Origin of the sequence: Algimonas arctica (assembly GCF_014652695.1) — a bacterium.
Classification (GTDB): Bacteria; Pseudomonadota; Alphaproteobacteria; order Caulobacterales; family Maricaulaceae; genus Litorimonas; species Litorimonas arctica.
Map to the genome: position 1 here is coordinate 357,111 of NZ_BMZH01000002.1, position 26,320 is coordinate 383,430.

29 protein-coding genes are annotated in these 26,320 nt (G+C 55.8%); 15 read left to right on the plus strand and 14 right to left on the minus strand.

The window, feature by feature from the left end; translation table 11 throughout:
* Nucleotides 1-57 precede the first annotated feature (57 nt).
* Nucleotides 58-504, plus strand: a complete 447-nt coding sequence (locus IE105_RS03850; RefSeq protein WP_189495604.1) for an ABA4-like family protein — start codon at nt 58-60, stop codon at nt 502-504.
* A 10-nt stretch (nt 505-514) separates the two neighbouring features.
* Here IE105_RS03850 and IE105_RS03855 read toward each other — a convergent pair whose 3' ends face one another.
* The 3 genes from IE105_RS03855 to IE105_RS03865 form a co-directional block, all read right to left on the minus strand.
* Nucleotides 515-1,030 (minus strand): invasion associated locus B family protein, encoded by a 516-nt coding sequence (locus IE105_RS03855; RefSeq protein ID WP_189495606.1) that lies wholly within the window; start codon nt 1,028-1,030, stop codon nt 515-517.
* Nucleotides 1,031-1,108: 78 nt separating this feature from the next.
* Nucleotides 1,109-1,630: an RNA methyltransferase gene (locus IE105_RS03860; protein ID WP_189495608.1), complete on the minus strand. Its 522-nt coding sequence runs from the start codon at nt 1,628-1,630 to the stop codon at nt 1,109-1,111.
* 2 nt (nt 1,631-1,632) lie between these two features.
* Entirely contained in the window at nt 1,633-2,955 is a 1,323-nt protein-coding gene (locus tag IE105_RS03865; protein WP_189495610.1) for an MFS transporter, read from the minus strand.
* A gap of 251 nt (nt 2,956-3,206) precedes the next feature.
* Between IE105_RS03865 and IE105_RS03870 the strand changes: the two genes are divergently transcribed.
* On the plus strand, nt 3,207-3,650 hold the full coding sequence (locus IE105_RS03870; RefSeq protein ID WP_189495612.1) for a hypothetical protein: 444 nt from the start codon (nt 3,207-3,209) through the stop codon (nt 3,648-3,650).
* Nucleotides 3,647-3,874 (plus strand): helix-turn-helix transcriptional regulator, encoded by a 228-nt coding sequence (locus IE105_RS03875; protein ID WP_189495614.1) that lies wholly within the window; start codon nt 3,647-3,649, stop codon nt 3,872-3,874. The genes IE105_RS03870 and IE105_RS03875 overlap by 4 nt, the downstream gene beginning before the upstream one ends.
* A gap of 9 nt (nt 3,875-3,883) precedes the next feature.
* On the opposite strand, the gene IE105_RS03880 is transcribed toward IE105_RS03875, so the two are convergent.
* Nucleotides 3,884-4,675, minus strand: coding sequence for a lysophospholipid acyltransferase family protein (locus tag IE105_RS03880; protein WP_189495616.1), 792 nt, complete (start codon nt 4,673-4,675; stop codon nt 3,884-3,886).
* A gap of 157 nt (nt 4,676-4,832) precedes the next feature.
* Here IE105_RS03880 and IE105_RS03885 point away from each other — a divergent pair, with 157 nt between their 5' ends.
* Both IE105_RS03885 and IE105_RS03890 read left to right on the plus strand, forming a co-directional pair.
* Nucleotides 4,833-5,906: an SMP-30/gluconolactonase/LRE family protein gene (locus IE105_RS03885; protein ID WP_233353974.1), complete on the plus strand. Its 1,074-nt coding sequence runs from the start codon at nt 4,833-4,835 to the stop codon at nt 5,904-5,906.
* Between the two features lie 13 nt (nt 5,907-5,919).
* Entirely contained in the window at nt 5,920-7,101 is a 1,182-nt protein-coding gene (locus tag IE105_RS03890; protein ID WP_189495618.1) for a saccharopine dehydrogenase family protein, read from the plus strand.
* A gap of 89 nt (nt 7,102-7,190) precedes the next feature.
* Here IE105_RS03890 and IE105_RS03895 read toward each other — a convergent pair whose 3' ends face one another.
* Nucleotides 7,191-8,135 carry a LysR substrate-binding domain-containing protein gene (locus IE105_RS03895; RefSeq protein ID WP_189495621.1) on the minus strand — a complete coding sequence of 315 codons (945 nt, stop codon included), beginning with the start codon at nt 8,133-8,135 and terminating at the stop codon, nt 7,191-7,193.
* A 194-nt stretch (nt 8,136-8,329) separates the two neighbouring features.
* On the opposite strand from IE105_RS03895, the gene IE105_RS03900 reads away from it, so the two are divergent.
* A complete protein-coding gene (locus IE105_RS03900; RefSeq protein ID WP_189495623.1) occupies nt 8,330-8,956 on the plus strand; it encodes a DUF1134 domain-containing protein in 627 nt (208 codons plus the stop codon).
* A gap of 2 nt (nt 8,957-8,958) precedes the next feature.
* Nucleotides 8,959-9,414 (plus strand): PaaI family thioesterase, encoded by a 456-nt coding sequence (locus IE105_RS03905; protein ID WP_189495625.1) that lies wholly within the window; start codon nt 8,959-8,961, stop codon nt 9,412-9,414.
* On the opposite strand, the gene IE105_RS03910 is transcribed toward IE105_RS03905, so the two are convergent.
* Both IE105_RS03910 and IE105_RS03915 read right to left on the minus strand, forming a co-directional pair.
* Entirely contained in the window at nt 9,411-10,469 is a 1,059-nt protein-coding gene (locus IE105_RS03910) for a quinone-dependent dihydroorotate dehydrogenase (RefSeq protein ID WP_189495627.1), read from the minus strand. The genes IE105_RS03905 and IE105_RS03910 overlap by 4 nt on opposite strands.
* A gap of 15 nt (nt 10,470-10,484) precedes the next feature.
* Nucleotides 10,485-10,859 (minus strand): DUF952 domain-containing protein, encoded by a 375-nt coding sequence (locus tag IE105_RS03915; protein ID WP_189495629.1) that lies wholly within the window; start codon nt 10,857-10,859, stop codon nt 10,485-10,487.
* Between the two features lie 157 nt (nt 10,860-11,016).
* Between IE105_RS03915 and amtB the strand changes: the two genes are divergently transcribed.
* From amtB to IE105_RS03935, 4 genes are all read left to right on the plus strand, one after another.
* Entirely contained in the window at nt 11,017-12,390 is a 1,374-nt protein-coding gene (gene amtB, locus IE105_RS03920) for an ammonium transporter AmtB (protein ID WP_189495630.1), read from the plus strand.
* Nucleotides 12,391-12,637: 247 nt separating this feature from the next.
* Complete coding sequence (locus IE105_RS03925; protein WP_189495632.1) at nt 12,638-13,921, plus strand: ammonium transporter; 1,284 nt, start codon at nt 12,638-12,640, stop codon at nt 13,919-13,921.
* 118 nt (nt 13,922-14,039) lie between these two features.
* The gene (locus IE105_RS03930) at nt 14,040-14,819 is read left to right on the plus strand and encodes an SDR family oxidoreductase (RefSeq protein WP_189495634.1); all 780 of its coding nucleotides are present in this window, start codon (nt 14,040-14,042) and stop codon (nt 14,817-14,819) included.
* A gap of 70 nt (nt 14,820-14,889) precedes the next feature.
* A complete protein-coding gene (locus tag IE105_RS03935) occupies nt 14,890-15,516 on the plus strand; it encodes a S24 family peptidase (RefSeq protein ID WP_189495636.1) in 627 nt (208 codons plus the stop codon).
* A 184-nt stretch (nt 15,517-15,700) separates the two neighbouring features.
* Here the strand turns inward: IE105_RS03935 and IE105_RS03940 are convergent, their stop codons facing one another.
* Genes IE105_RS03940 through rpmH form a run of 7 tightly spaced genes read right to left on the minus strand, consistent with a single transcriptional unit; the run spans nt 15,701 to nt 21,492 of the window.
* Nucleotides 15,701-16,387: a pyrimidine 5'-nucleotidase gene (locus tag IE105_RS03940; RefSeq protein ID WP_189495637.1), complete on the minus strand. Its 687-nt coding sequence runs from the start codon at nt 16,385-16,387 to the stop codon at nt 15,701-15,703.
* 31 nt (nt 16,388-16,418) lie between these two features.
* On the minus strand, nt 16,419-17,492 hold the full coding sequence (locus IE105_RS03945) for a DUF1036 domain-containing protein (RefSeq protein ID WP_189495639.1): 1,074 nt from the start codon (nt 17,490-17,492) through the stop codon (nt 16,419-16,421).
* Nucleotides 17,485-18,357 (minus strand): acetylglutamate kinase, encoded by an 873-nt coding sequence (gene argB / locus IE105_RS03950; RefSeq protein WP_373299043.1) that lies wholly within the window; start codon nt 18,355-18,357, stop codon nt 17,485-17,487. The genes IE105_RS03945 and argB overlap by 8 nt, the downstream gene beginning before the upstream one ends.
* A gap of 29 nt (nt 18,358-18,386) precedes the next feature.
* The gene (gene yihA / locus IE105_RS03955; protein ID WP_189495763.1) at nt 18,387-19,058 is read right to left on the minus strand and encodes a ribosome biogenesis GTP-binding protein YihA/YsxC; all 672 of its coding nucleotides are present in this window, start codon (nt 19,056-19,058) and stop codon (nt 18,387-18,389) included.
* A 17-nt stretch (nt 19,059-19,075) separates the two neighbouring features.
* The gene (gene yidC, locus IE105_RS03960) at nt 19,076-20,848 is read right to left on the minus strand and encodes a membrane protein insertase YidC (RefSeq protein ID WP_189495641.1); all 1,773 of its coding nucleotides are present in this window, start codon (nt 20,846-20,848) and stop codon (nt 19,076-19,078) included.
* A 35-nt stretch (nt 20,849-20,883) separates the two neighbouring features.
* Nucleotides 20,884-21,333 carry a ribonuclease P protein component gene (gene rnpA, locus IE105_RS03965; protein ID WP_189495643.1) on the minus strand — a complete coding sequence of 150 codons (450 nt, stop codon included), beginning with the start codon at nt 21,331-21,333 and terminating at the stop codon, nt 20,884-20,886.
* A 24-nt stretch (nt 21,334-21,357) separates the two neighbouring features.
* Nucleotides 21,358-21,492 (minus strand): 50S ribosomal protein L34, encoded by a 135-nt coding sequence (gene rpmH / locus IE105_RS03970; RefSeq protein ID WP_189495645.1) that lies wholly within the window; start codon nt 21,490-21,492, stop codon nt 21,358-21,360.
* Nucleotides 21,493-21,707: 215 nt separating this feature from the next.
* On the opposite strand from rpmH, the gene IE105_RS03975 reads away from it, so the two are divergent.
* From IE105_RS03975 to gspE, 4 genes are all read left to right on the plus strand, one after another.
* Nucleotides 21,708-22,532, plus strand: a complete 825-nt coding sequence (locus tag IE105_RS03975; RefSeq protein WP_189495647.1) for a DUF547 domain-containing protein — start codon at nt 21,708-21,710, stop codon at nt 22,530-22,532.
* Between the two features lie 47 nt (nt 22,533-22,579).
* Nucleotides 22,580-23,335: a TVP38/TMEM64 family protein gene (locus tag IE105_RS03980; protein WP_189495648.1), complete on the plus strand. Its 756-nt coding sequence runs from the start codon at nt 22,580-22,582 to the stop codon at nt 23,333-23,335.
* The gene (locus tag IE105_RS03985) at nt 23,332-24,753 is read left to right on the plus strand and encodes a dihydrolipoyl dehydrogenase family protein (RefSeq protein ID WP_189495650.1); all 1,422 of its coding nucleotides are present in this window, start codon (nt 23,332-23,334) and stop codon (nt 24,751-24,753) included. Before IE105_RS03980 ends, IE105_RS03985 begins: the two co-directional genes overlap by 4 nt.
* A gap of 81 nt (nt 24,754-24,834) precedes the next feature.
* A complete protein-coding gene (gene gspE, locus IE105_RS03990; RefSeq protein ID WP_189495652.1) occupies nt 24,835-26,319 on the plus strand; it encodes a type II secretion system ATPase GspE in 1,485 nt (494 codons plus the stop codon).
* Nucleotide 26,320 lies beyond the last annotated feature (1 nt).

The window sequence follows — 26,320 nt, forward strand, 5'->3', positions numbered from 1 at the left end:
ATATGACGAGAAAATGAGCCGATCCTAAAATTTGCGTCATAAACATAAAGGGCGAGTATGATCGTTGACCCCATCCACCAGACTCTCTTGAGTTCAATAAACTTTGCGGTCATGCCCGCGTGGGCCTTGTTGATTGTCGCGCCGCGATGGCGCTGGACTGATCGGCTCATACATAGTGGGCTTTACCCCGTGATATTGGGCCTCACCTATATCGGGTTTATGGTCTGCGCGATAAAATTTGGGACGAATAGCGAACCCGTTAATTTCACCACGGTTGAAGGAATCGCGGCAATCTTCACGCATCCGTTTGGTCTATTGACCGCGTGGGTGCATTATCTGGTTTTCGATTTGTTTGTGGGCATGTGGGAAGCCCGCGATGCGCGGCGACGCGGCATGAGCCATTTTGCGCTTATTCCCTGCCTCGTCCTGACCTTTATGGCCGGACCGGCAGGATTGCTGCTCTATTTCGGGCTGCGCCGAAAATGGGCGCTTGAGACAGACTAACGCCGGCTCACTATCCGCACAGAGATTTGGACTGGCGCAAGGCGGCAGTCACACCTTTAAGACTGAAATTATAGGACACTTCAGTCCCACGCGCAGAGACGGCTTCGACCGTCATATTGGCGCCGGACCGCATTTGGTTGACTAAACGGCGTTCATCCGATGTTTCGGAAATAAAGGCTTCATTCGCGGCACCATACATGGTGACAGCGGTCGATCCGACGCGTGCCTTCGGGGACCGGGCGGGTTTCAGCTCAAACCCGGTCATGAGGGAGGGTTGTTCCGTGGCTTCGCCGTTGGCCCAGTTGGACAATAAAAAGAAAATATCGCCGTGATTAACACTGGTCGGCGCCAATGTTGTGGCGCGACTGACAGCGTAGCAAGTTTTGGCCCGTCCATCCCCGCGCGTATAAACCGTCCAGTCACTATGTTGGCCTTCGAGCTTCGGCGTATTGGCCAATGCGGACACAGGGATAAGCGCGGGAGACAGGCTCGCAGTGATGAGGGCGGAGAGGATGAGGCGTTTCATAAGGCCATATAGAGCGCGAACAGGCTTAATTGTCGCTTAACATCCGCATGATTTCTGCAGTGGACAGCAGTGAGACAGTTATCCGTTTTGGCCAAGTCCCGTTCTTTTCTTGATCCCCGGTTGGCCTCGACGCCTTTGAACCAAGGGCCGCGGCGCGTGGCTGCCAAACAGGATTGAGCGATCATAAAGCGTTATTGCGGCGGCCAACCCGACATTCAAGCAAAACGCCGTCGGGATTTTGACAATATGGGCGCAAGCCGCCTGCACGGGTTGGGAAAGAGAGCCTTTTTCAGGCCCCAAAATATAAGCGGCATTGAGCGGATGACGAAAACTGGGCAGATCAATCGCATCCTCGGTCAGTTCTACCCCGACCAGAACGCAGTTCTCAGGCAATACCATAGCGTCAAAACTCGGACATTGATAATAAGGCAAATGCGTAGACGACCCGGAGGTATCCGTCTGTCGCACGCTTTTATCGTCGAGCTCAGACCCCACCGTAAACGCAAAGCTGGCTCCGAACGCATGGCCTGTACGTAGGATCACGCCGAGATTATGCGCCTTGCTGAGGCCTTCGCTGCCAATACCAAAATAACCGCGCATGATTATGCCACTCCCGGCTGTTGTCGTTCGACTGGTTTGATGGAGCGGTAGACGGCGTAACTGGCGACACAGAGGCTTCCCAGTATTATCAGCCAGAACGGCACGGTCGGTCCAAGCGCGAGCGCGCCCAAACCGATTAGACCAAAAGTGGTGAGGTTGACGAATAGGTTGAGTAAGACAGACCCCGCGCTCATCAACCGGGCGCGGATTGCAGGATCACTGCGACGCTGAGCCATGGCTTGCAACGGCACGACGAAGATTCCGTTACAAATGGATGCGCCAACCAGCATCATGATAAAAACGGGGGAATGTGGGTCGGCGATAAAATCACCAACCGGGCCAAATTCGGCCTCTCCCTGATAAAGCGGCATCGGCACGAGGACGAGGGCGAGCGTGAATAGTGTCACGCCAATAATTCCAAAGGCCGACAGGCGCACGGCTTCGGGTCCCCAGATTCTCATATTCCCGACGACCAACACGAACAGCGACCCGACGAGAATGCCAATGGTGGAACTCGCCAACAAGATTTGTAGTGCTTGCTCATTATAGCCCATCGTTCCTCCGACTAAATCCGGCAAGGTCGTCACGAACACGGTCGACAGGCCGTAGAACCACGCCACCCCCAATAAGGGGCGCAACACGTCGGGATGGGAGAAGGCTTTTTTGAGCACGCTGATTGTGGCTGTAATCGGCTCATAATTGATCTTGAGGTCCGGCGTTGGCGCCGGGGCGGCCGGCGTGAATTCAGCGGCAAACCAGCCAAAAACGGCGAAAATGACGAGGATAAGACTTAAGGTCGCGCTCCCCATCGACAGTACGAACAGACCGACGATGGTTGCAATCAATAAAGTCGCGAATTGAAACCCACTCATCAGCGCATTGCCGCGGATGAGTTCTTTTTCGGTTAGCCATTGCGGCAGGACGGCATTTTTTGTCGGGGAAAAGAACGCCGATTGTGCGCCCATTAAGCCCAATGCCAGTGCGAGAATATGAATGTTCTCGAAATAAAACCCGAGAGCGGCAATCAACATAATCACGACTTCGGCCCGTTTGACCCAGCGGAAGATCACACCCCGGTCGACCTTATCAGCAATCTGTCCGGCAATGGCGCAAAGAATCGTGAACGGTCCGGTGAAGATGAGAGCCGCGACAGGGACTCGCACTCCGCTGGGCAGATCGGAGAGGAAAATAACCCCGCCAAATGTAATCAGAGCAATCAGAGCATTTTTTAGCGCATTATCGTTGAAGGTCCCCAGCTGAAACAGGGTGAAGAGTGGCAAAAATCGCCGAGAAAACGTCAGCCCGGTCTCTGGATGTCGGCTCATAAGGGGGCTTTCAATGTCTTTGATTCAGGATGGGGGTCTTTTGGGTCAAAATCGGCCATAAATTATGCCCGAGAGACCTATCCATTGTTGTGTTCGTTGAAGAATCTTTACCGTAAAAAGTCAGATTGTCGAAATTTAACTGACAATCGTCACGTTCGATCGTGAAATGGGAATTTTACATCAAACATACAAAAGTAACCTTGACGTTACATATGTAACGTATAGGTTACTTTTCAATAAAGGAGATTTGCATGGCCGATATCGAAAAACTGGTTCAAGATCGCACCCGTATTGTCTTCATAATGGCGAGCACATTCGCCTTATGGCAAGGAAGTGATATCGTTACGCAAGTCGCTGCGATGGATAGCGTCCTCTTTTTATACGCCAGTCTCGCGAAAATATTTGGAGCCATAGCCTACGCACTTTCCGCCTTGCTTCTCTTGCTATTTTACAAACGTGTAAACAGAGCCAAGGCGGCCATGACCCTCAAAGACGACTGGAATAGGCTGTCGAAAGGTTTAGCCGTGCAATACGGATTTTTCTTTATGATCGCCGCAACCGTAATCATGTATGCGGTGGCAATGTTTTGGGACCTGCCTGTAATGGCGGTTTTACAAGGATTAATACTTGTTGGCGTTACGGCGACCCTTCTTGCGTTTGGGATATTGCAAGGCTCAAGTGACGGCGTAAAATGAGCACACCACGCCCGCCGTCTTTAGAAAACAAGTTGCGACAATTTCGTGTTGACGCTGGATTAACGCAACAAGGTCTTGCGGAAAAAGTGGGTGTAACCCGCAAAACCATTAATACTGTTGAAAATTCAATTTTTATTCCTTCGACGGTTTTATCGCTTAAGCTGGCCCGCGCCCTGAATACAGACGTTCATTCTCTATTCCAATTGCCCGACATATTGGAATAACGCGGATAATTATACTTTCCGATTAATCCTATCTTGCGCAACGGAATTGAGTTCCATTTTGCCAATCTTGGCCGGATCCAGCGCGCCAAGGTTGTCCAGATCAAGCAGTTCGATGGAGCGCGTTTCGATCCGGTCTTGCAAAATTACCATAAACTCATCCTTTCCCAGTCCGGGCGGGATCGGCGCTAGAAATTCAAGCTTAGCAAGACCGGGGTGTTTCACCCAATCGGTCATGTTCCAGCGTTGGCCCAGATTGGTCGCAACGGGCACGACCGGGCAGTTGAAATCCTCCTGCATATGCCAGACCCCCTTCTTATAGGGGTGATGGGTCCCGACTTGTGAGAGGTGCCCTTCGGGATAGATTAAGATGCGCCGCCCTTGTTCGCGCACGGTTTTACTGACCTCGGCCATGCGGGCGCGGGTCGCGGGGCCACCGCAGCTTTCCACAACAATGGCGTTCATTTTCGCCAGAATGACTTTGATCAGCCAGAATTTCTCTAAATGATCGCCTGTCACAAATGACAGATCATCAAATTGATGAAACATGATGAGGCCGTCACCATAGGACTGATGTTTGGCCGCAAGAATGACAGGGCCGTCCGTCGGGACGTTCGCGTGACCTGTGACCTCGACTTTGATTCCGGCAATCACGCGCATCGCCCAGCGCATAAGCTTGGTGTAATGCCGGAGGCTACTCATCAACAATTTTCGGCCTGGAACAAGGCTGAAGACGACGCCGATTACAGCATAAAGCGCCGTTACCGCGTAAAAGAAGAGATTGAAAAGTGTCGAGCGAACCATAAAGCGCGTTTGGCGGGCGTTTTGCGCCTTGTCCAGCTTTGCCCCGTCGATGTTCGCTTTGTCCCCGCCTGTCCTGCCTTTGCCCTAGCTTGTCTTCCCTTTGCAATGTGGGTGACAGCCTCTATGCCTATTCCAAACATAAGTCGGGGAAGAGGTTATGAAGGCGTTTTTACTGGGCCTATTGGGGTTGGTCGCGCTGCTCGCGGCCTATTTATTGCTTTGGCCGGTTCCGATTGCGCCCGCCGCGTGGGACGCGCCATACGATTTCGGCTATGTTGGGGCGTATACGCCAAACCGGGACTTAACGGACCTGACAGAAATTGATCTCGGGACGCATCACGGACCGGAAGACATTGTCGCCCTGCCTGACGGACGGCTGCTGACGGCGACGCAAGAAGGCTTTATTCTGACGGTGGACCCGCAAACGGGCGCGGTTAATGTGCTGGCCGATACGGGCGGCGTGCCCTTGGGGTTGGAAATGGATCCAACGAGCGGGCGATTGATCGTCGCCGATGCGCATAAGGGGCTCGTCTCTGTCGGGCTGGACGGCTCTGTCGAGGTTTTGACCGACACGGTGGATGGGACGCCGATCCTCTATGCTGATGATCTCGACATTGCCGATGACGGCATCATTTACTTCTCCGACGCGTCGACCAAATTTGGCGCGAAGGCCAGCGGCTCGACGATGGCGGGAAGCTTGCTGGAACTGATGGAGTCCAAGGGCACGGGCCGCTTGCTGGCCTATGATCCTGCGACCAAGGCCACACGCGTTGTGGCGGATGGCTTTGTCTTTTCCAATGGTATCGCGATTGCGCCGGACGGCGATATTTTGATGAATGTCACCGGGCGTTATCAAGTTCTGAAAATCAATCCGGAGACGGGCGCTCAGACTGTGCTGATCGATAACCTTCCCGGCTTTCCCGACAATATTAATCGCGGTCCGGACGGTACATTCTTTATTGGGATCGTCTCACCGCGCTCGGAATGGCTGGATAAAAATTCGGGCAATGTCATGGCGCGTAAAATTGCTATGCGTTTGCCCGCCGCCTTGCGTCCGCAAGCGCAATCCTACGGCTTGATCCTGCAAATTGGCGCGAGTGGGCAGGTGTTCCGGACGTGGCATGATCCGGACGGCAATTATTTGACGCCCACAGGTGCCGTTGTCGTGGGCGATCGTCTGTATATTACCTCATTGCTGTCGCCGACTCTCGGCTACCGCCCCTATCCATAATTAAGGAAATCCTATGTCCGAACGTGAATATGAACTGATTGTCTTTGGCAGCACGGGCTACACAGGCCGGCTTGTTGCAGAATATTTGCAGAGTGAATATGGCGATAGCCTCCGCTGGGCGATGGCGGGCCGGTCGATGGATAAGCTGACATCTGTCCGCGCTGAAATGGGTTTGCCGGACAGTGTTGATTTGATTGTCGCGGACTCTTCCGATCCAGATAGCCTTGCGGCCATGTGTGCACGGACCCAAGCTGTGATCACGACAGTAGGCCCGTATCAGCTTTACGGCGAGCCGTTGGTCAAAGCCTGCGTTGACGCCGGAACAGACTATGTTGATCTGTCAGGCGAGCCCGCGTGGATGGTGGATATGATCGCGCGGTACGATGCGAAGGCCAAAGAGACCGGTGCACGCATCGTTCATTCTTGCGGCTTTGATTCCATTCCGTTCGATATGGGCGTCTATATGTTGCAGCGCGAAGCCCAAGCCAAAAATGGCAAACCCTTTGCGCGCGTGCGGGGTCGTGTGCGCAAGATGCAAGGGACATTCTCGGGCGGGACTGCGGCGTCTTTCGCGGAAACGATGAAACGGGCGCAAAAAGAGCCACAAATTCTGGATTGGCTGAAAAACCCGTTTTCGCTGACAGATGGCTTTAAAGGCCCGAACCAGCCCACGGGCCATAAGCCGATCTTTGATGAAGATCTAAACAGTTGGGCCGCCCCTTTCGTAATGGCGGCGATCAATACGAAAAACGTCCACCGCTCCAACGCCCTGATGAACCATATTTATGGTGAGGATTTCACCTATGATGAGATGGTCATGACGGGTCCGGGCGACAAAGGCGAAGCAGCCGCGACCTATGTCGCTAAGCAAGATACGTTCGGCGACAATCCCCCTAAGCCGGGCGAAGGCCCGACTAAAGAGGAACGCGAAGCCGGCTTTTATGAGGCGGCGTTTTATGGCGGCACTAAGAATTCAGAGGGTGATGACATGATGGTTTGTGTCGTCACAGGCGACAAAGACCCGGGCTATGGCTCCACGTCTAAAATGATCTCGGAAGCGGCGCTTTGCCTGACTCGCGACGTTGACCGAAACACAACAGGCGGCGGCGTTTATACAACAGCCCTCGCCATGGGATCGGCGCTCATCAACCGGCTAGAGGACCATGCCGGGCTGACGTTTAAAATTGAGGGTTAAGTCTTAAAACTACCCCAACGTAAGCAAAAACCCGATGACATGAAGAGCCGAGCCGTCCTGCGGTTCGGCTCTTTGTTATGAGGTCAATCTTATTGAGACACGCTGACTGTGTCCGGCAAACCGCTCCGGATGATATCTGCGATCCGGCCTGCGAGTGCGCGTCTCGATGTGCTGCGCCGGATCGTGAAGCTGATGTCCCTGGCCGCGCCGATGTCTTCCAGCTTACGGTCCACAAGACCTAAATCATCGGACAGGCCCGCCATGGCCAAAGACGGGACCAAGGTCACGCCTTGCCCTTGGGCGACCAAATTGATCAGGGTTTCGAGCGATGTTGCGCGCAAAGATGTCGTGTTCTTTGTGCCTTTGGTCGCGGGCGTCTCACAAATCGCTAGCGCCTGATCGCGAAAGCAGTGCCCTTCAGTGAGCAAGAGCACATCTTTACGGTCGACGTCCGCCATCCGCAAATGCGCCAATGACGACAATTTGTGCCCATCCGGAAAAACCAGGCGGAACGGTTCGGTGTAGAGTGGGATCGCTTGCAAGGCGTCCGTTTCCGGCGGGGTCGCCAAAATTGCGGCGTCAATTTCCCCTGTCTCCAAATCGCGAACCAATCGTTCGGTGATGTCCTCGCGGTAGATCACGGAAAGATCGGGCAGGGCCTCGCGCAAGCGGGCGACAAACAGCGGGATGAGATAAGGCGCGACGGTGGGGATCAAGCCGAGCCGAAATTCGCCCGCAAACGGGTCCTGTGCGGCTTGGGCGATTTCCCGTATCTCAGCGGCGGCGCGTAAGGCTATTTGCGCCTGATGCACGACAGCGCGTCCGGTATCCGTAGCGCGCACTCCGCCGCGACCCCGTTCAAATAGGGTCACGCCAAGCTCGTCTTCAAGCTTCTTGATCTGCCCGGATAAGGTCGGCTGTGAGACATGACAGGCCAGCGCGGCGCGACCGAAATGTTCGGTTTCCATCACCGCCAACACATATTCCAGATCCCGCAAATTCATGACCTGCATATCGGGCGATGCGGGCGGCAAGACAAGTCAATAGAGGGCAAGAGTCCATCCTTTTTCAGTCTCCAACCTGACCTACTTGAACGGGCACGTCTGTCAGCCGTGGGCTCAATCGGGAGATGCGCACAAAGACAGGGAATGCAGCTGAAAGGGCCATAATTTCGTCCTTTCTTAACCATACAAAGCGAGGGTCTTGTCAAATTTACGGAGCTTTCCGCATGTCCTCATTCTCATTCTTCCGCCATATCGCCAGTGGCGTCATGGTCTTGGCCGCCTTCAGCCTGATGGGGTGCGCGACGTCTGGCAATAACCCGACCAGCGCCGCGAGCGCCGACACAGCGAAACAGCAGCAACAGTCGCAAGGCGGCACCTATAGTGAAAACGAATTGGTCACGGCGATTTCGACCCATTTGGGGGTCACAAGCGAATCCGCCGCCACAACCATTGAAAGATTATTCAAAGATCGGGGTCAGCCCGTTGGTTATATTACAGGGGAAGAAGGCGGCGGCGCGCTGACGATTGGGGCGCGTTTTGGTAATGGCACGCTTTGGATGAAGTCAGGGGAAAGCGAATATATCTATTGGCAGGGACCGACTATAGGATTCGACGTCGGCGCAGAAGCCGGCAAAGTTTTCACACTCGTCTATGGTTTGGACGATATTGATGATATTTATCGTCGTTTCCCCGGGGTTGATGGATCAGCCTATCTCATCGGCGGGATGGCCGTGAATTATCAGCGGACGAACGGCATTACGCTGGCGCCGGTTCGCACGGGTGTTGGCCTGCGGTTGGGCGCGAATGTCGGCTACACGCGCTACACGCGTAAACGCTCGCTGCCGTTCTAAGGATGTCAGTTCAGAAGCCTGTCGAGGACGCTAACCCGCCCGCAAATCCTCCTGCCGGGTTTAAACCGCATTCGCGGCGCTCGCCTTTTACCGATCCGTTTGAGCCGCTCTTTGCCCGCATCGATGCGGGGCACTATAGTCTCGGCACGCGGCTGCGCCCGGTTCACTGTAACTCGCGCGGTCTGGTGCATGGAGGGTTCATCGCAACCTTGGCCGATAATGGTATGGGTCTTTGTTGCGGATTGGCGCTGTCGGAAGCCGGACGCAAAATCCTCGGGATGGTGACGGTCAATCTGGCGGTGGACTATGTCGGGCAGGCGCAGGTCGGAGATTGGCTCGAAACGCAGAGCACAGTCATCAAATTGGGCGGCTCGCTGGCGTTCTTAGAAACACGGTTGGTCAGCAATGGAATCACTGTCGCGCGCGCCAATGCGACCTTTAAGGTCAAAACCGCTTAACCCGTTCCGACAGCCTCCGCGATGGTGGTAAAGCCGTCCGCTTTGAGGCGCGCTGACAGATCATCACAAATCTCTTCGACCAATTGCGGGCCTTTGAACACAAGCGCGCTGTAAAGCTGGACCGCTTTCGCGCCGGCTTTTATTTTCGCATAAGCCTGTGCGCCAGAGCCAATGCCGCCCACGCCAATCAAGTCAATTTTGCCATTTGTGGCGTCATAAAAATGGCTAAGCAGACGGGTCGATTTTTCAAACAAAGGTTGCCCCGATAATCCGCCGGCTTCGTCTTTCCATTGCTCGCCAATCGTATCGGGCCGATCAATCGTCGTGTTGGCGACAATGATCGCGTCCAGTGCATACATCCGAACTTGTTCGACGACGCGCGGAATGTCCGCTTCACTGAGATCAGGTGCGACTTTCAAAAAGACAGGATAGTTGGTGCCGCCCGCGGCCAGCTTGGCGCGGGTCATGGCGATCCGTTCCAACAACTCATCCATCTCGTCCGCACCCTGTAATTTACGTAGGCCGGGCGTATTGGGCGAGCTGATATTGATCGTGAAATAGTCCGAGAGACCCCAGAGGCGGCTCAGTCCCTCAAGATAATCAGCGATCCGGTCTTTGCTGTCTTTATTAGCGCCAAGGTTCGCGCCGACGAGCCCGGTTTGCCCGTGCCGTCCACGAAGGCGTCCAGCAAAAACATCCAGCCCTTCATTGTTAAATCCCATCCGGTTAATGACGGCGGCGTAGTCCGGCAGCCGAAATAGCCGTGGTTTGGGATTACCCTCTTGCGGCTTGGGCGTAACTGTCCCGCATTCAACGAAGCCAAAGCCCGCGCCTAACATTACATCCGGCACTTCGGCATTTTTATCAAAGCCTGCCGCGAGACCGACCGGGTTGGGCAAGGTCAAACCACCGACCGTGGTGTGGAGCTCAGGACGATCAATAATCCCTGTTTTTGGCCCTAGTCCGGCTTTTAACAAGCGTACGGTTGTCAAGTGAGCCGTCTCGGCCGGTAAGCGGCGGAGCATCTCAGTGCCTACGCGGTAAAAAAGGCTCATGATTTTATGTCCCGGTCAGGTCTGGCTCATCGTTTCGGGAAGAACATAGACGCCCCGGTCATCAGCGTGAAGCGGCCAATGTTGAGAAATACTGTCACGGCGTAAAATACCGTAGAGGTGCGGGAATAGATCGCCTTGGCGCGCGGCTTCCCAACGGACATCTTGCTCACTGAGTTGTGACAGAGGGATTTCGGCTAAAACCAGTGGTCCCGCCCCGGTAAAATGTTTCGACAGCGTGTCCGAGAGCTGCGCTGGCGTTGAGAAATGGATAAACCCGTCCGCCCGGTCGAGAGGACTGCCCCGCGTCTCGCCCTCTCCGCAGACCTTGTCCCACTCATCCGGGGTCAGAATTTTATAAACGGTCGTCGCTGTGGGGGTGATCTCTGACATACGGGCCTCATCGCCGATGCACAGGGTCAGGGCAAGACCGCACAGGGCGTGCACAAATCTTACTCACGAACAGGCAATCACGGGGAGTCCCGCGTCGTATCCTCGCCGCCGCCGCCATTATCCGCTCGTATTCGATAACGAAATTGGAGGGATACTCATGCGTGGACAGCTTACAGGCCGAATAGGTCTCATCTTAGGAACCGGCGGGGCGTTGGCCGCATTGCCTGCGGTCGCTTTGGCGCAAGACGCCACGGCCGTGATCGATGCGGCCAATTCCACGGCCTATATCTTTAATACGCTGCTCTTCTTAATTGGCGGGTTCCTCGTCATGTGGATGGCGGCCGGGTTTGCGATGCTCGAAGCCGGGTTCGTGCGAACCAAGAATGTTTCGATGCAGTGTTTGAAGAACATTATGCTCTACGCACTCGCGGGCCTGATGTTCTGGGCCTTTGGCTATGATGTGCTTTATGCTGGCGCGTCGGACTTCATCAACTTTGCCTCCATGTTGGAACCGGGCTACCCCATGGAACCCGTTGGTTTGGTGGGCGCCACTGATGCGGCAACCGCCGCGCTCCAAGGCGCATCACTGGATACAGGCTATTCCGTGGCCTCCGATTGGTTCTTCCAAATGGTGTTCTGTGCCACGACGGCTTCGATCGTCTCCGGCACTGTCGCGGAACGGATTAAATTCTGGCCGTTCTTCATCTTTGTGGCAGTTCTGACCGCCTTTATCTATCCGGTTGTCGCCAGCTGGGAATGGGGCGCAGGCTTCCTCGATGATCGCGGCTTCTCCGATTTTGCGGGGTCCACATTGGTTCACAGTACGGGCGGCTGGGCGGCTCTGATGGGCGCCATCATCATCGGCCCGCGTCTGGGTAAATATGTCGGCGGCAAGGTCATTCCGATCCCGGCGTCCAATATTCCACTCGCCACGCTTGGCATGTTCATTCTGTGGCTTGGTTGGTTTGGCTTTAACGGCGCCTCACAACTCGCGGCGGGCACGATTGGCGATGTCGCGGATGTCTCGCGCATCTTCGTCAACACCAATATGGCGGCGGCCGGCGGTGTTATCGCGGCAATCGTCTACACGCAGCTACGTTACGGCAAGATCGATGTGACACTCGCCATTAATGGCGCGCTGGCTGGATTGGTCGCCATTACGGCGGAACCGCTCGCGCCATCTGTTGGCCTGTCGGTTATCATAGGCGCCATCGGCTCAATTCTCGCCTGCTTGACCGTGCCATTGCTTGATAAGCTGAAGATCGACGATGTGGTCGGGGCAATCCCGGTCCACCTTGTCGCGGGCATCTTCGGGACGTTGATTGTTCCGCTATCAAATGACGGTGCGACTTACGGTGTCCAAGCGCTCGGTGTGGTTTCAACAGGTGTCTTTGTGAGCGCCGTCTCAGCTCTCATCTGGTTTATTCTGAAACTAACAATTGGCCTGCGTCCATCGGAAGAAGACGAAATCATCGGGCTTGATCAAGCCGAGGTCGGTGTCTCTGCTTACCCCGAGTTCGTCGCGACCTAATCGACTTCGCTGCGCCTTGATCTTCATCGAGGCGCGCTCACCCCTATCCCCTCGTGATACCGCGTTGGTATCGCACACCTTCCCCCGCCCTGCGTTTCAGCAGAGGCGGGGTTTTTTCGTTGAATATTTGTGCACCCAGGGTTGATTCGTTCGTCGGCTGACCGGGCGCGACCCAGATTAGGCGCACAGCGTTAGGGCGTCTAGCGAGCGGGTCCAAAAGAGGCCTGAGCTATCTGGGGATGTTCTCATGTTATCCAAATCGACCCGTATTGGGCGGACCGCAGCGCTTTGCGCGAGCCTCTGTTTCGCGGCCTCGTCCGCTTTGGCACAAGATACCGCCCCAACGATTAGTTCTGGGGATACGGCGTGGGTGATGACCGCGACCGCGCTGGTCTTGTTTATGACCTTGCCCGGGCTCGCCCTGTTTTATGGCGGGTTGGTGCGGGCCAAAAACTATCTGTCGGTATTGATGAAAATCATTGCGATCGCCGCGCTCGCCAGCCTCGTTTGGATCATAGCTGGCTACTCTATTGCGTTTGGCGGCGAGGGTCTCTGGTGGGGTGGTTTGTCCAAAGCCTTCTCCAATGTCGGCACAGACTCTGTCGCTGGCACGATCCCAGAAAATGTCTTTCTCGCGTTTCAGATGACGTTTGCCATTATCACGCCTGCCTTGATTGTGGGCGCGTTTGTGGAACGGGTGAAATTCCTACCCGTCATGATTTTCACGGCCCTCTGGATTTTATGTGTCTACGCGCCCGTGGCCCATTGGATCTGGGGCGGGGGCTATTTGGCACAAACATTCAATACAGTCGATTTTGCCGGGGGCCTGGTTGTTCACGCAACGGCGGGCGTGTCCGCGCTGATTTATGTCGCGCTATTGGGTCCACGCAAGGGGTTCCCGAACGAGCTCTCCGTTCCGCATCGTCCGGGTATGGTGATGATCGGGGCGTCGATGCTCTGGGTCGGCTGGTTTGGCTTTAATGGCGGTTCTCAATTAGCTGCCGATGGCGGCGCCGGGATGGCAATCCTCGTGACTCATGTTGCGGCCTCTACTGCGACCTTGGTCTGGATCGGGCTTGAGGCGATGCAATCGCGCAAACCCACACTGGTCGGAGCTGCGACAGGCACGATAGCTGGGCTTGCAACCGTGACACCAGCAGCGGGCGTACTCGGCCCGGGCGGGGCGATCTTGATGGGATTTGCGGGCGGTTTGATTTGTTACGGTGCGGTCAATTTGGTCCGGGTGCGGCTAAAATTCGATGATAGTTTGGATGTTTTCGCGGTGCACGGCGTCGGGGGAATTCTGGGAATTTTGTTGTTGCCGGTCCTGTCGGCCACGGTTTTGGGCGGAACGGGCGAAGGCGTCTTTACGGATCAATTGATGAGCTTGCTGATCGTGGTGGGTTGGACGGTGATTGCGACGACCGCTATTCTCCTGTTGTTGAAAGTCACAATTGGTCTGCGCGTCACGGAAGAGCAAGAATATGAGGGGCTCGACACCAGCCTTCATGGCGAGAGTGCGTATAATTAGTCGACAAATTTACGGCTTTGACTGATTATGAGAAGCCGCCGGTAGATTTGTTGGCCCCGACGGGTGAGCGCGCGTTAGCGTCCTTTGCAAACAGCGGCTATTTTTGCGAATAAGCGGCATGGATAGATTAAAACACAAACGCGCGGTCATCACGGGCGCGGCGCGCGGCATTGGCGAAGGTATCGCCCGGGTCTTTATTGACGAAGGCGCAGACGTCATCGTGACCGATGTCGACACCCAATTGGGTGCGGCGTTAGCAAAAGACATCGGCGCGACATTTGTCAAACTTGATGTGCGATTGGAATCCGATTGGGACGCGCTCGCAATGTCCCATCCGCAGATTGATATTCTCGTCAATAATGCGGGCGTGACGGGGTTCGAAGACGGTCCCGGTCCGCATGATCCAGAGCACGCCTCATTGGCCGATTGGCGCGCGGTTCATGCCGTGAATACGGACGGCACGTTTTTGGGCTGTCGCTACGCGATCCGGGCGATGCGAAAAGCCGCATCCGGCGCTATCATTAACATTTCATCGCGGTCTGGCTTAGTCGGCATTCCGGGGGCTGCGGCCTATGCGGCCTCCAAAGCGGCCATCCGCAACCATAGTAAGACGGTTGCGCTCTACTGCGCGCAGCAAGGGCTCGATATTCGCTGTAACTCTGTCCACCCGGCCGCGATCCTGACCCCCATGTGGGAGCCAATGTTAGGGGACAGCGCGACGCGTGACGCGACCATGGCGGCGCTGGTCAAGGACACGCCGATGCAACGGTTTGGCACAGTCGATGAAGTGGCTGCGCTCTGCGTTCTGCTCGCTTCGGACGAAGCGCGCTATATTACCGGCGCGGAAATGACGATTGACGGCGGCCTACTCGCGGGCTCAGCGGCCTCACCGGGCTAGGGTTTCGCCCCACAGTCTTTGAACAGGCGCGACTTGACCGAATAGGCATATCTTCCTAACAATCAGCCGTATGTTCTCTCACCATGATATTTGGAACGCATTGGACCGTTTGGCCGACCGATTGTCGAGCAGTCCGTCAGGCCTGGCCCGACAAGCTGGGCTTGATCCGACCACGTTCAATAAGTCCAAACGCCAAAGCCCGTCCGGAAAGGACCGCTGGCCGTCGACTGAAAGCCTCTCAAAGGTCCTCGCGACTGTTGAAATGACGTTTGAAGATTTTGCGCGGTTCGCCGACGAATCCCATGCGTTCGGCCCAAGCGTGCCTCTCATCGGCCATGCCCAAGCGGGCGATAGTGGCTTTTTTGACGATAGCGGGTTCCCCGTGGGGGGCGGCTGGGATGATGTACGCATTCCGGGTGTCAAAGACGCGGGCGCTTATTGTTTACAAATTGCGGGCGACAGCATGTCGCCTGTCATGCGACCGGGCGATCGGGTTGTTGTCAGCCCGAACGAGTCTGTGCGCCGCGGTGACCGGGTCGTGCTCAAAACGACGGAAGGCGAAGTGATGGCGAAAGAGTTGCACCGGATGAGCGAAACCCAAATCGAGCTAATTTCGATCAATCCGGATTATGACGACCGGATTATTCCGCGCGCGAAGGTGGCATGGATCGCACGAATTGTTTGGATTGGGACTTAATAACGAAAACGCCCGCTCCGACCGAAGGGAGGGGCTGTAGAGGTGTTTTCGTTACGTTTGGAACGGACGAGCGCCCAGAAAGGCGCTTGCGATGCGGAACGCACCAGATCAGGCCTCTAATTGTCATCCGGAAAAGGGCATTGTCCGCCGCCCCCCGATAAAAGATGAAGACCGACTTCGGGCTTTAACCCGGTCCAAATTCGTCCAACCATCCCGCCAAATCATTCGTCACCGCATCGACCCAGTCGGCTTCGCGTGTCGTTCCAGATGCCCGCGTGACTTTGGGTTTATGGCTCCAATCCGGTTCTTCACCCACCAGCACGGTCGCCATGCCCATTTTTTTGGGAACTTCGAGATTACGGATCGTATCTTCGAAAAAGATGGCGGTGGTCGGATCAACGTCAAAGACTTGGTTGAAGGTCTCATAGGCGTTGCGCTTGGGTTTGGGGATGTAATGCGCGTCTTCAATGGCGAAACCCCCGTCAAATAAGTCGTCTAAGTTTAAGTGTCGGGTCACATTGCGGATGTGTCCGCGAGAGCCATTGGTAAAAATCAATTTGCGTCCAGGGAGGTGCGCAATCGCCGCGCGTAAAGCGGGCTGCGGCGTCAGAACGCTCAGGTCAACATCATGAACATAATCAAGGAAATCCGCCGGATCCATGCCGTGAATATCCATCAACCCTGATAAAGTCGCGCCATAATCATGGAAATATTCTTCTTGTAATTCGCGTGCATGATCGGGCTGTAAGGCAAGGTGACGCGAAATGAAGGTCGTCATTTTTTCGCCAATATCCGCGAAAAAGCTGACGTCCGCTTGATAGAGCGTATTATCAAGATCAAAGATCCAGGTGCGGATTGAAGACAAGTCCATAGAGTGATTACGCAGATCCGCTCGGCGCGGATCAGCGGCGCAACCCGCCGGGTGTCTGCTCAGAGAAGTCCGCATCTGACAGGCGCATGCGGGCGCCCCTATCCTCGGTTGGAACGGGGCGGAAAGACGCGACGGCGTAGCCTTGTTCAATACACATATCCTTGCCGAGCGCGTCGAATTTAGACTCGGCAATACAAAATTGTGCGGGCGTGGTCGCGACCGTGCGCAAGCGCTTATCCGCACCATCTTCACCTTCTTGAACGGCAAAAACATGGGCTTCGGTGCCCGGCAGGGGAATATCCAAAGGACGCGTGCATTCTTCCGGTGCAGCCCGCCACCATCCGCGCGATCGCCATTTACCGTTTTCGAGCGTGGCCACAGCCGTCCAAATCGCCGCGCTACTTTGGTTGCAAACTTCAAGGCCAACGCTGTCTTGTGCGTCTTGCGCGGCTGCGATGAGGGCCCGCATCAACGGTTCGTCTGAGACCGTCGCGTCCAGATCATGATCTTTGCGAAACGCGCGGAGTAGACGCGATGTTTTGCGACCCGGAAGTCCGTCAATTCGCGTAATCGCGTAACCCGCATCGCGCAATAAGCGTTGCTGCGCGGCAACGACAGATTTGGTGCGACCAAATTCGGACGGTTCGACCAAACTTGTCACGGGTTCGCCGGGACGCACGGCAAAGAAATTGCGTTCCGTCCGGTTGGAAAGGCGGCAATCTTGCGTCGCGCTGGAGGTGAAATCGGTGGTTTCATCGACGCAGAGCGGCGTGGTGCCTTTCCATTCACGCACCCCGCCTTGGTGCGCGGCGATGCTTTCGGCGAATAGAAAGCGCGGTCCGCTGACGGGGGTTGTGATAATAATGCAGGCTCCGGGTAGCACCTCGTTCCAGCCCTTAGCCGCCATCCCGCCGCCGCGTAGAAACGCACTGGCTGTGCGCAGAACATAGGATGTCTCGTTACAGACTTGCCATTCCGTGGTCTGTCCGACGAGGGTCGGATCTGCGGGAATAACGGTCGCGGCGTCTTGCGCGGCGGCGGATCCGGCGAGGCCCAACGATACAAGGATCGTAAGGGCGCTCTTTGTAATGGATCCTCTACGCATGAATGAGCGTCCCCGCACCTTCATCCGTAAACAGCTCGACGATGAGACCGTGGGCCCGGCGACCATCAAGAATAACGACGGCTTCAACACCGCCCGCCACAGCGTCCATCGCCGTCGTAAGCTTTGGAATCATCCCGCCTTGGGCGGTGCCGTCATCGATTAAGCCTTGGACATCGGTCCGGGACAGATCGGTTAACAGGCGTTTGCTCTTATCCATCACCCCTTCGACGTCAGTCATCAGGATCATCCGTGTCGCGCCGAGCGCTGCGGCTAGAGTTCCGGCAACCGTGTCGGCATTGATATTATATCCGTCGCCCGACGTGTCGGCTGAAATGGGCGACACGACAGGAATAAACCCAGCGTCTGTGAGGGTGGTGAGGACGCGCGTGTCGGTGGCTACGGGAACGCCTGTAAAGCCGAGTCCTTCCGCCTTAGGCGCCGCCGTGATTAAACGGGCATCCCGACCTGAGATGCCGACAGCGCGCCCACCGGCGCAATTAACCGCCGAAACGATGGCTTTGTTGACGGCACCTGACAGAACCATTTCCGCGACGCCGACCGTTTCCATGTCAGATACACGTAGCCCGTCTTTAAATTCAGTTTTGATATCGAGACGCGACAACATGGAGCCAATTTGTGGCCCGCCGCCATGAACGACAATCGGACGAACCCCGACTTGGGCGAGCAAGACAATGTCTTTGGCAAATTCCGCCATCAATTCTGGCGTACTCATGGCGTGACCGCCAAATTTGACAACAATCGTCGCGCCCGCGTGACGTTGAATGAAGGGTAGCGCGCGCGATAAAGTTTCAGCCGACATCCATCCGCCTTCATTTTTGCGGCGGTTCGTCGAGCTGTCGCTCATCGTGTCTGGTGAGGCGTCCATAAACCGCGTTATAGACCTTGGTCCGATAAGGCCAAGGTCGCAATCTCAGCCCGAAGCTCCGGCATGCCGAGGCCTTTTTCCGAGCTTGTCACCGCGACAACCGGGAAGGCCGCCGGACGTTTGGCGATGGCAGCCAATGTCGCCGCCTGCACACGCGCAAGCTGACCTGTTTTAATCTTGTCGGATTTGGTCAGCACGACTTGATAAATCACAGCGGTTTCATCCAACATGTCCATCAATTCCAGATCGACGTCTTTCAAGCCGTGACGGCTATCCACCAGCAGGAAAATGCGCCGCAAGGTGGCGCGACCGCGCAGAAACTCGCGCGTCAGCTTTGTCCAAGCCGCAACTTTATATTTCGGGGCTTTCGCAAAGCCGTAACCGGGTAAGTCGACGACATAGAGGCGCGGACGACCATCCGCCGTATTACAGGCAAAATAGTTCAATTCCTGTGTCCGGCCCGGCGTATTCGACGCGCGCGCCAAACCGTGATGATTGGTCAAGGCATTGATCAAGGTCGATTTGCCCACGTTGGACCGTCCAGCGAAGCAAATCTCCGGCGGGCCCATAGGCGGAAGCGTATCGAGCGAAACCGCAGACTTCATGAACGTCACTTCGCGTGCAAATAGCAGCCGTCCGGCCTCTTTCTGCGCGCGGGTGTACTCGATCTCTGTGTTGATGGGCTCCACGTTGGGTCCTACTCGCCGGTCTCGACCGGGTCTGGTTTACCCGTTATTTTACGGATGAACGCGTCAATTGGCGTATCGACGTCGTTCTTTTTGGTAATGTACCATTGCTGCAAGAAGGACAGGACGTTGTTCCAACACCAGTAGAGGAGCAACCCGGTCGGGAAACTGGCCAAAATGAACATGAACAGCCACGGCATCAGTTTGAAGATTTTTGCTTGTGTCGGATCACCCGTTGGCGGGGTCAGCATATACATCAGGCTCATCGTGATACCGTAGAGGATCGCGAGCGGACCCAGCGCGATGAAGGACAGGAAGCTCTCCGGGCGAGGGTTGTTCGGCAAGAAACCAAAGCCGTTCAAAATCGAGATCGGTTCGGCTGCTGATAGATCGGTGATCCATGCAACAAACGGCTCATGGCGGAGGTCAATGTCAATAAACACGGCCTTATAGAGCGCGAAGAAGACGAAGATGGTCGGGATCACCGGAAGGCACCCAGCCGCAGGATTGACGCCCTCTTTTTTGTACAGCTTCATCATTTCTTGCTGCAGCTTAACGCGGTCGCCTTTGTACTTTTCCTGCATTTTCTTGGTTTGCGGCATGACCTTTTTCATCTTGGCCTGGCTCTGATACTGTTTGTTGAACAGCGGGAACATGAGCAGCTTGATGAAGAATGTCAGCGCGAGAATGCCGAGGCCGTAATTGCCGAGCATCTGGCCCAATTTCGACAGAGCCCACATGATCGGACGGACCAACAGGCCCATAGCGCCCCAATCAATGGCGCGACTCATCCCGATAATGCCGAGGTCCTCTTCATAAGCTTCCAAGACATTGCGTTCCTTGGCGCCGGCATAGAGATAGCCCGTTGATTGAACAGTTGCGCCGGGCGTGAGGGTCATCGCGTCGGCGGTATAGACCGCGTCCCAGACGTCTTGCCCATCAATGAGTGAGTGACTGAAATTGACCGTTGTGCGACCATCTTGCGGAGCGATCGCGGCGTGAAGCCAATATTTATCGGTCATCCCGGTCCAACCGGCGTCGCCCACATTGGACCAGTCACTTTTGACCGTCTTTTTGTAGGTTTGATCGTGGTAGCTGTCATCAAGGACGGAAATCGGGCCTTCTTGGATAATGAAGAAGTTGGTCAGGCCTTCAGGCATGGTGATCGTACGGGCGACGCCGCGACGGTTCAGGGTCACAGGTTGCGCGCCATTATTGGTTAGCTGATCGCTCGTTGTGATCAGGAAGTGCTCATCAATCGTAAGTGTCCGCGTAATATCGACGCCTCCGACCTGTGTCTGCATCACAACAGGGCTGCTGGGCGTCAGCGTCGCGCCAGAGACAACGTCCCACGCCGTGTTCAGGCCAAGCGGATCGCCCACCATTCCCAGCAAGGTCCAGTTATCTGCAACCAATGCGCCGCGTTCTCCGCCTGCAGGCGAGAGCAGTTCGACTTGGCCATCTTCTGGATCGAGCGTTTTATCATAGGCGTTTAGCGTCACATCGTCGAGGCGTGAGCCGGTCGTGAGTAGCGTGCCGCGAATGCCGGGCGCATCAATCTCGACCCGGGACCCTGTGGCGATAAGGACTTCGCGCGCTTGGATTTGGACTTCGGGTGTAGCCGGCGCGCTGGATGTGGCCCGTTCAGCGGAGAGGCGGGCCATTTCACTTTCGGCGTCGGCTTTGGCCGCTTGCTGTGTCGGCATGACAAAGAAGAACCAATAGGCCATGAAGACAAAGACCGAGAGGCCCATGGCAAGGATAAATCTGCGCTGGTCGTCCATAGGAAAAGGCTCGAAGCTGAAATCAATTGGCCCCGTTAGGGGGATGAAGGACCGGACGATGTCCGGCGCCCGGCAGAGTGTTTGGCCGGGCTTTGCCCCGGACCGGGTAGGGAATGCAAGGCTCGCGTGGCGTCATCAATCAATTGATCCCAGTCGCGGGTCGGGGTGCGGTCCCGCGCAATCAAGACATAATCCTGTCCAGGGCGGCCTAAAGTGGGCAAAAGCTGGTGTGCGACACGCCTTAAGCGACGTTTGGCGCGATTACGGATGACCGCATTACCGATGCGTTTTGTGGCCGTCACCCCGAAACGAATGGCCAAATTTTTTGCGTTGGGTCCATCAGAATGAGGCGTATCGGCCGTCGATGGGTTTTCGCGGGTCTGAATAACGACCGCGCCGCGCGCCGCATAATCACCCTCCCGCACATATAAAAACTCGGAACGCTTTCGCAGCGTCCCGAGTTTTAATGTCTGAGATTGGGTCACGGGCGAAGGCCCTGACTTAAGTGTCTATGCGGACAGAACCTTACGGCCCTTTGCACGACGACGGGCCAAAACCTTACGGCCATTTTTCGTGGCCATACGGGCACGAAAGCCGTGGCGACGGGCGCGAACAAGGTTGGACGGCTGGAAAGTACGTTTCATCTGACTACTCTAGAAAGGAAGGCTCACGCGGTCGTAAACCTGTCGAAATTACAGACGCGGCCATTATGAGGCTAGGCAGATGAAGTCAAGCCGCGCATTCAGGCGGACACGTCGTTTCTTATCTCACAATTCGCTCTCGCCTATGTGAAATGACGTGTAAAGCTATTCTAATCGGAATGGGTTAGTCGACAATCATTGAAAAAGGACTGACCCTCATGTTTCGTACTCTGTTGATATGCACGGTTTTTGCCGTTGCTGCGCCCGCATTTGCTAACCCGGCCTCTGATCCATCCCCTTCTTCTACGGAGACGCCTGCGATGACAAAAAAAGCGAACGCGATGATGAAAACGTCGACGGCGGCCTATGCTGATGTGCTGAGCAGGGGTCTCACCCCGGGCGCGGAGGGTGTGGCGCTGTTCGATTATGCGCAAGCGAAGGCCAATGGCGATCACGAAACGATCAAGGCGTTTATCGCGGAACAAGTCGCGCTAACCCCGTCCACGATGACTGACCCTGAGGCGACGGCCTACTGGGCGAACCTTTATAATGCCGTCACGCTGGACGTCGTGCTGGATGACTACCCGATCAAATCCATCCGCTCACTCGGCTCATTCTCATCCGGCCCGTGGAAGCGGGAGGTCGTCACGGTCGAAGGCGAAACATTGAGCCTCGACAATATCGAACATGACATTTTGCGCGTCGATTACGCGACGCCCTATATCCATTACATGGTCAATTGCGCCTCATTCGGCTGTCCGAACCTCCGCAATGAACTTTGGACGGCGGACGGTCTCGACGAAGATCAGAAAGTCGCGGCAAGTGACTTTATTAATTCAGACCGAGGCGTGATGATCCGCAAGGATGGCCGGATCGCCGTGTCCAAGATTTATAACTGGTTCGCTGCCGATTTTGGCGACAGTGAGGATGATCTTCGCGCCCATTTGGCGCAGCGCGCGACGGGCGCGCGTCTCAAAGCGCTCAGTACGGGCGCGAAATTCAAGGGTAGCCACTATAATTGGGATTTGAACCAACCAAAATAAATTGTCCTCGCCGTTTAATTAAGACTTACAAAAAGAAGACTGCTCTCATGAACTCAACAATCGACACGGTGCCCTCAGAGGCGCCCAAGCCTTTATGGAAGCGATTGCTTCCTCTCGGTATAATCGGCGTTGCTCTCGCGGTCTTTTTCGCGGTGGGTGGACCTGATTATGTCTCGATGGAGAGTTTGCGCGAAAATCGCGAGTTCTTGACTGGGCTCGTTGCCGATAATTTGGTCTTGGCCTTACTCGGGTTCATCGCCACTTATGCGATCCTCGTCGCGATTAGTTTCCCTGGCGCGAGCTTTCTCTCCCTCTTTGGCGGGTTTCTGTTTGGAACCCTTGTTGGCGGCTTTGGGATTGTTGTCGGGGCCACATTGGGTGCAACCGGCATTTTTCTCGCGGCGCGCTACGCTTTTGGCGACGCATTGTCGAAAAAGGCGGGGCCTTATATGAAGAAATTTGAAAAAGGTCTGAAAGAAAATGAACTGTCCTACCTGTTCATTCTACGCCTGATCCCGGCGTTTCCCTTCTTTATCGTCAATATTGTCCCAGCCTTGTTTGATGTGAAAATCCGTAATTATATGCTGTCGACCTTCTTTGGCATCATTCCCGGCGCGCTGGTATATGCCAGCGTCGGCGCTGGGATTGGGGCGATTTTTGATCAAGGCGGCGAGGCTAATCTGGGCGGATTGATGTTGCAGCCCAAAGTGATCGGTCCCATTTTGGGCCTCATCGCTCTGTCGCTCCTCCCAATTGTTTACAAAAAAATCAAAGGTGCGCCTGCAGGCGTGACGGAATCATGAGCAAAACAGTTCACGACGTTGATCTCTGCGTCATTGGGGCGGGATCTGCGGGTCTCTCCGTCGCATACGGCGCGGCACATCTGGGGCGCAGCGTCGTCCTATTTGAGCGCGAAAATATGGGCGGCGATTGCCTGAATACGGGCTGCGTCCCGTCCAAAGCCCTGATCAAAGCGGCGAAAGTGGCACATGAGCGTCGTCACGGCGCCGAATTTGGCGTTGCGCCGAGTGAGCCCGAGATCGATTTCAACGCAGTCAAAGCTCACATCCAAGGGGTGATCGACCAAATCGCCCCCGTCGATAGTGTTGAACGCTACGAAGGCTTCGGCGTGACGGTGCTGACCGAAGACGCGCGGTTTGACGATAAAAACACGATTGTATCAGACAGCCATATTGTGCGCGCGAAACGTATCGTGGTCGCCGCCGGATCACGCGCCTCGGCGCCGCCGATCCCGGGGCTCAAAGATGTGCCTTATTTGACCAATGAGACGATCTTTCAGGTGCCGACCTTACCGAAACATCTGATGATCATCGGTTCCGGTCCCATTGGGCTGGAAATGGGGCAGAGCTTCCGGCGGCTCGGCTCCAAAGTGACAATTATCGATATTGCGGAACCGCTTGGACACTCCGACCCGGATCATGCGAAAGTGTTGATTGACGCGCTTAAAGCCGAGGGCGTCAATTTCCGCGCCCCTGCCAAGACCAAGCTCATTTCTAAAACCGCGCGCACGATTAAAATCGAATTCGAAGATGGCGAAACGATCACAGGGTCACATTTACTTGTCGCTGCCGGCCGTTCGCCCAATGTTGACAGCCTCGCGCTTGAAAAGGGCGGGGTAAAATATGACCGCGCCGGGATTGATACCGACGAAGCGCTGCGCACATCCAACCCCCGCGTTTATGCGGCGGGCGATATCGCTGCGGGCAAAGGCGGGCTCACGCACGCCGCAGGTCATCATGCCGGGGCGCTGATTAAGAACCTCTACTTCATGCCGCCGGGATTGGGTGCGATGTTTGCCAAAGCGACAACCAACCGGATGCCCGCCGTGATCTATACGCAGCCAGAACTGGGCACGATCGGTGCCGGCCATGAAGCCGCCGCCAAGACGGTGCATTTCGACTTTGCGGAGAATGACCGCTCGATTGCGGAACGCGATTTGGTCGGCGGGGTGAAGCTTTATTTGGACAGTAAATCCAAGATCATCGGCGCGTCCTGCGTCGGCTCCCAAGCCGGCGAAATCATCAACACGATTAGCCTCGCAATGGCCGGAGGATTAAAGCTCAGCCAAATTACGTCCATGATTTCACCTTATCCGACACGGACAGAAGTCGTAAAGCGGGCGGCGTCGAGCCATTTCACTGCGGCAATTTTCGGCCCGAAAGCCAAGGCCCTATCTGGATTTTGGACGAAGTTTCAGTAACGCGGAACCGCATCAGCCCCTCGCTGCAAACGCCACAAAACTTTAATGTCCGCTCTCGCGTGGGCGCGCTATAGTCGTCCCATGTCCGTCACTACGTCCCGCCCCGTTTTATCGTATGCCTTTGCGCGGCAACACGGCGTCATCGCTGTGCCGGACGCAGATGGCGGCGTGGTTTTGGCGCATAAAGCCCAAACGTCGCGCGATGCGCTGATCGAAGCGCGGCGCGTTGTGGGGCATTCTGTGTCGCGCGAAACTCTCTCACCCGAAGCGTTTGAGCAACAATTGTCCGGCTTATATGCCCAAGCCGACCTCGCGGGCGCGTCCGAGGACGCCCTCGGCGCACCGCAAGACCTCTCGGCTTTGGCCGACGGCCTGCCACGGACCTCGGACCTGCTCGATAGTTCGGATGACGCGCCGATTATCCGGCTTATCAATGGTATCTTGCAAGAAGCCATCCGGTCGCGGGCCTCCGACATCCATATCGAACCATATGAAGAACGGTTGGCCGTGCGGCTTCGCATAGACGGCACGCTCTCAGAAGCTCTGTCTCTGCCTGCGCGCCTCGCCCCCGCCCTGACCAGCCGGGTGAAGGTCATGAGCCGTCTGGATATTGCGCAAAAACGCATCCCGCAGGATGGGCGCTTTTCGCTTAATCTCGGCGAACGCGCGATTGATTTGCGGGTCTCGACCCTGCCATCGCGTCACGGCGAGCGGGTCGTGATGCGGATTTTGGAAAAAGACAATCAACGCATGGCGCTCGAAGAACTGGGTATGGACCCGGACGTGCAGGCAACCTTCGCTGCCTCACTGGCGCGGCCAAATGGCATAATTCTTGTCACCGGACCCACGGGTTCGGGCAAAACAACGTCGCTTTATGCAGCCTTGTCGCGCCTGAATGATGGATCGCGCAATATTTTGACGGTCGAAGACCCGGTTGAATATGCGCTGGATGGGATTGGTCAAACCCAAGTAAATAATGCCGTTGGGATGAGCTTTGCCGCCGGTTTGCGCGCGATCCTGCGCCAAGACCCGGATGTGGTCATGGTCGGTGAAATTCGCGATCCTGAAACGGCGGACATTGCCGTGCAGGCCTCCCTGACGGGCCACCTCGTTCTTTCGACCGTCCATACCAATAGCGCCATTGCCTCTGTCGCGCGTCTCCGCGATATGGGGGTGGAGCCGTTTTTGCTGGCCTCAACCCTCACAGCACTGGTCGCCCAACGGCTCGTTCGTCGCCTCTGCGGTGAGTGTAAGACGCCTTATACGCCGACCCCGGCGGAACTGGCCGAATTGGGTCTGACACTCAAGAAACCGACGTTCTATAAGCCTGTCGGCTGTCCGAAATGTGCCAATGTCGGCTACCAAGGGCGGCTTGGGATCTACGAAATCGTGCCGATGGACGAGACACTGCGTGGTATGATTCATGCGGGTGCAACCGAATCTGTGATGGCGGCCCACGCGTTTAAAACACGCCAGACTTTATTGGGCGACGGCGCGCAAACGGTGGCCGCGGGCCTGACCAGTTCTGACGAAGTGCTGCGCGTTTGCCGCTCGGATGAGGTCTAAG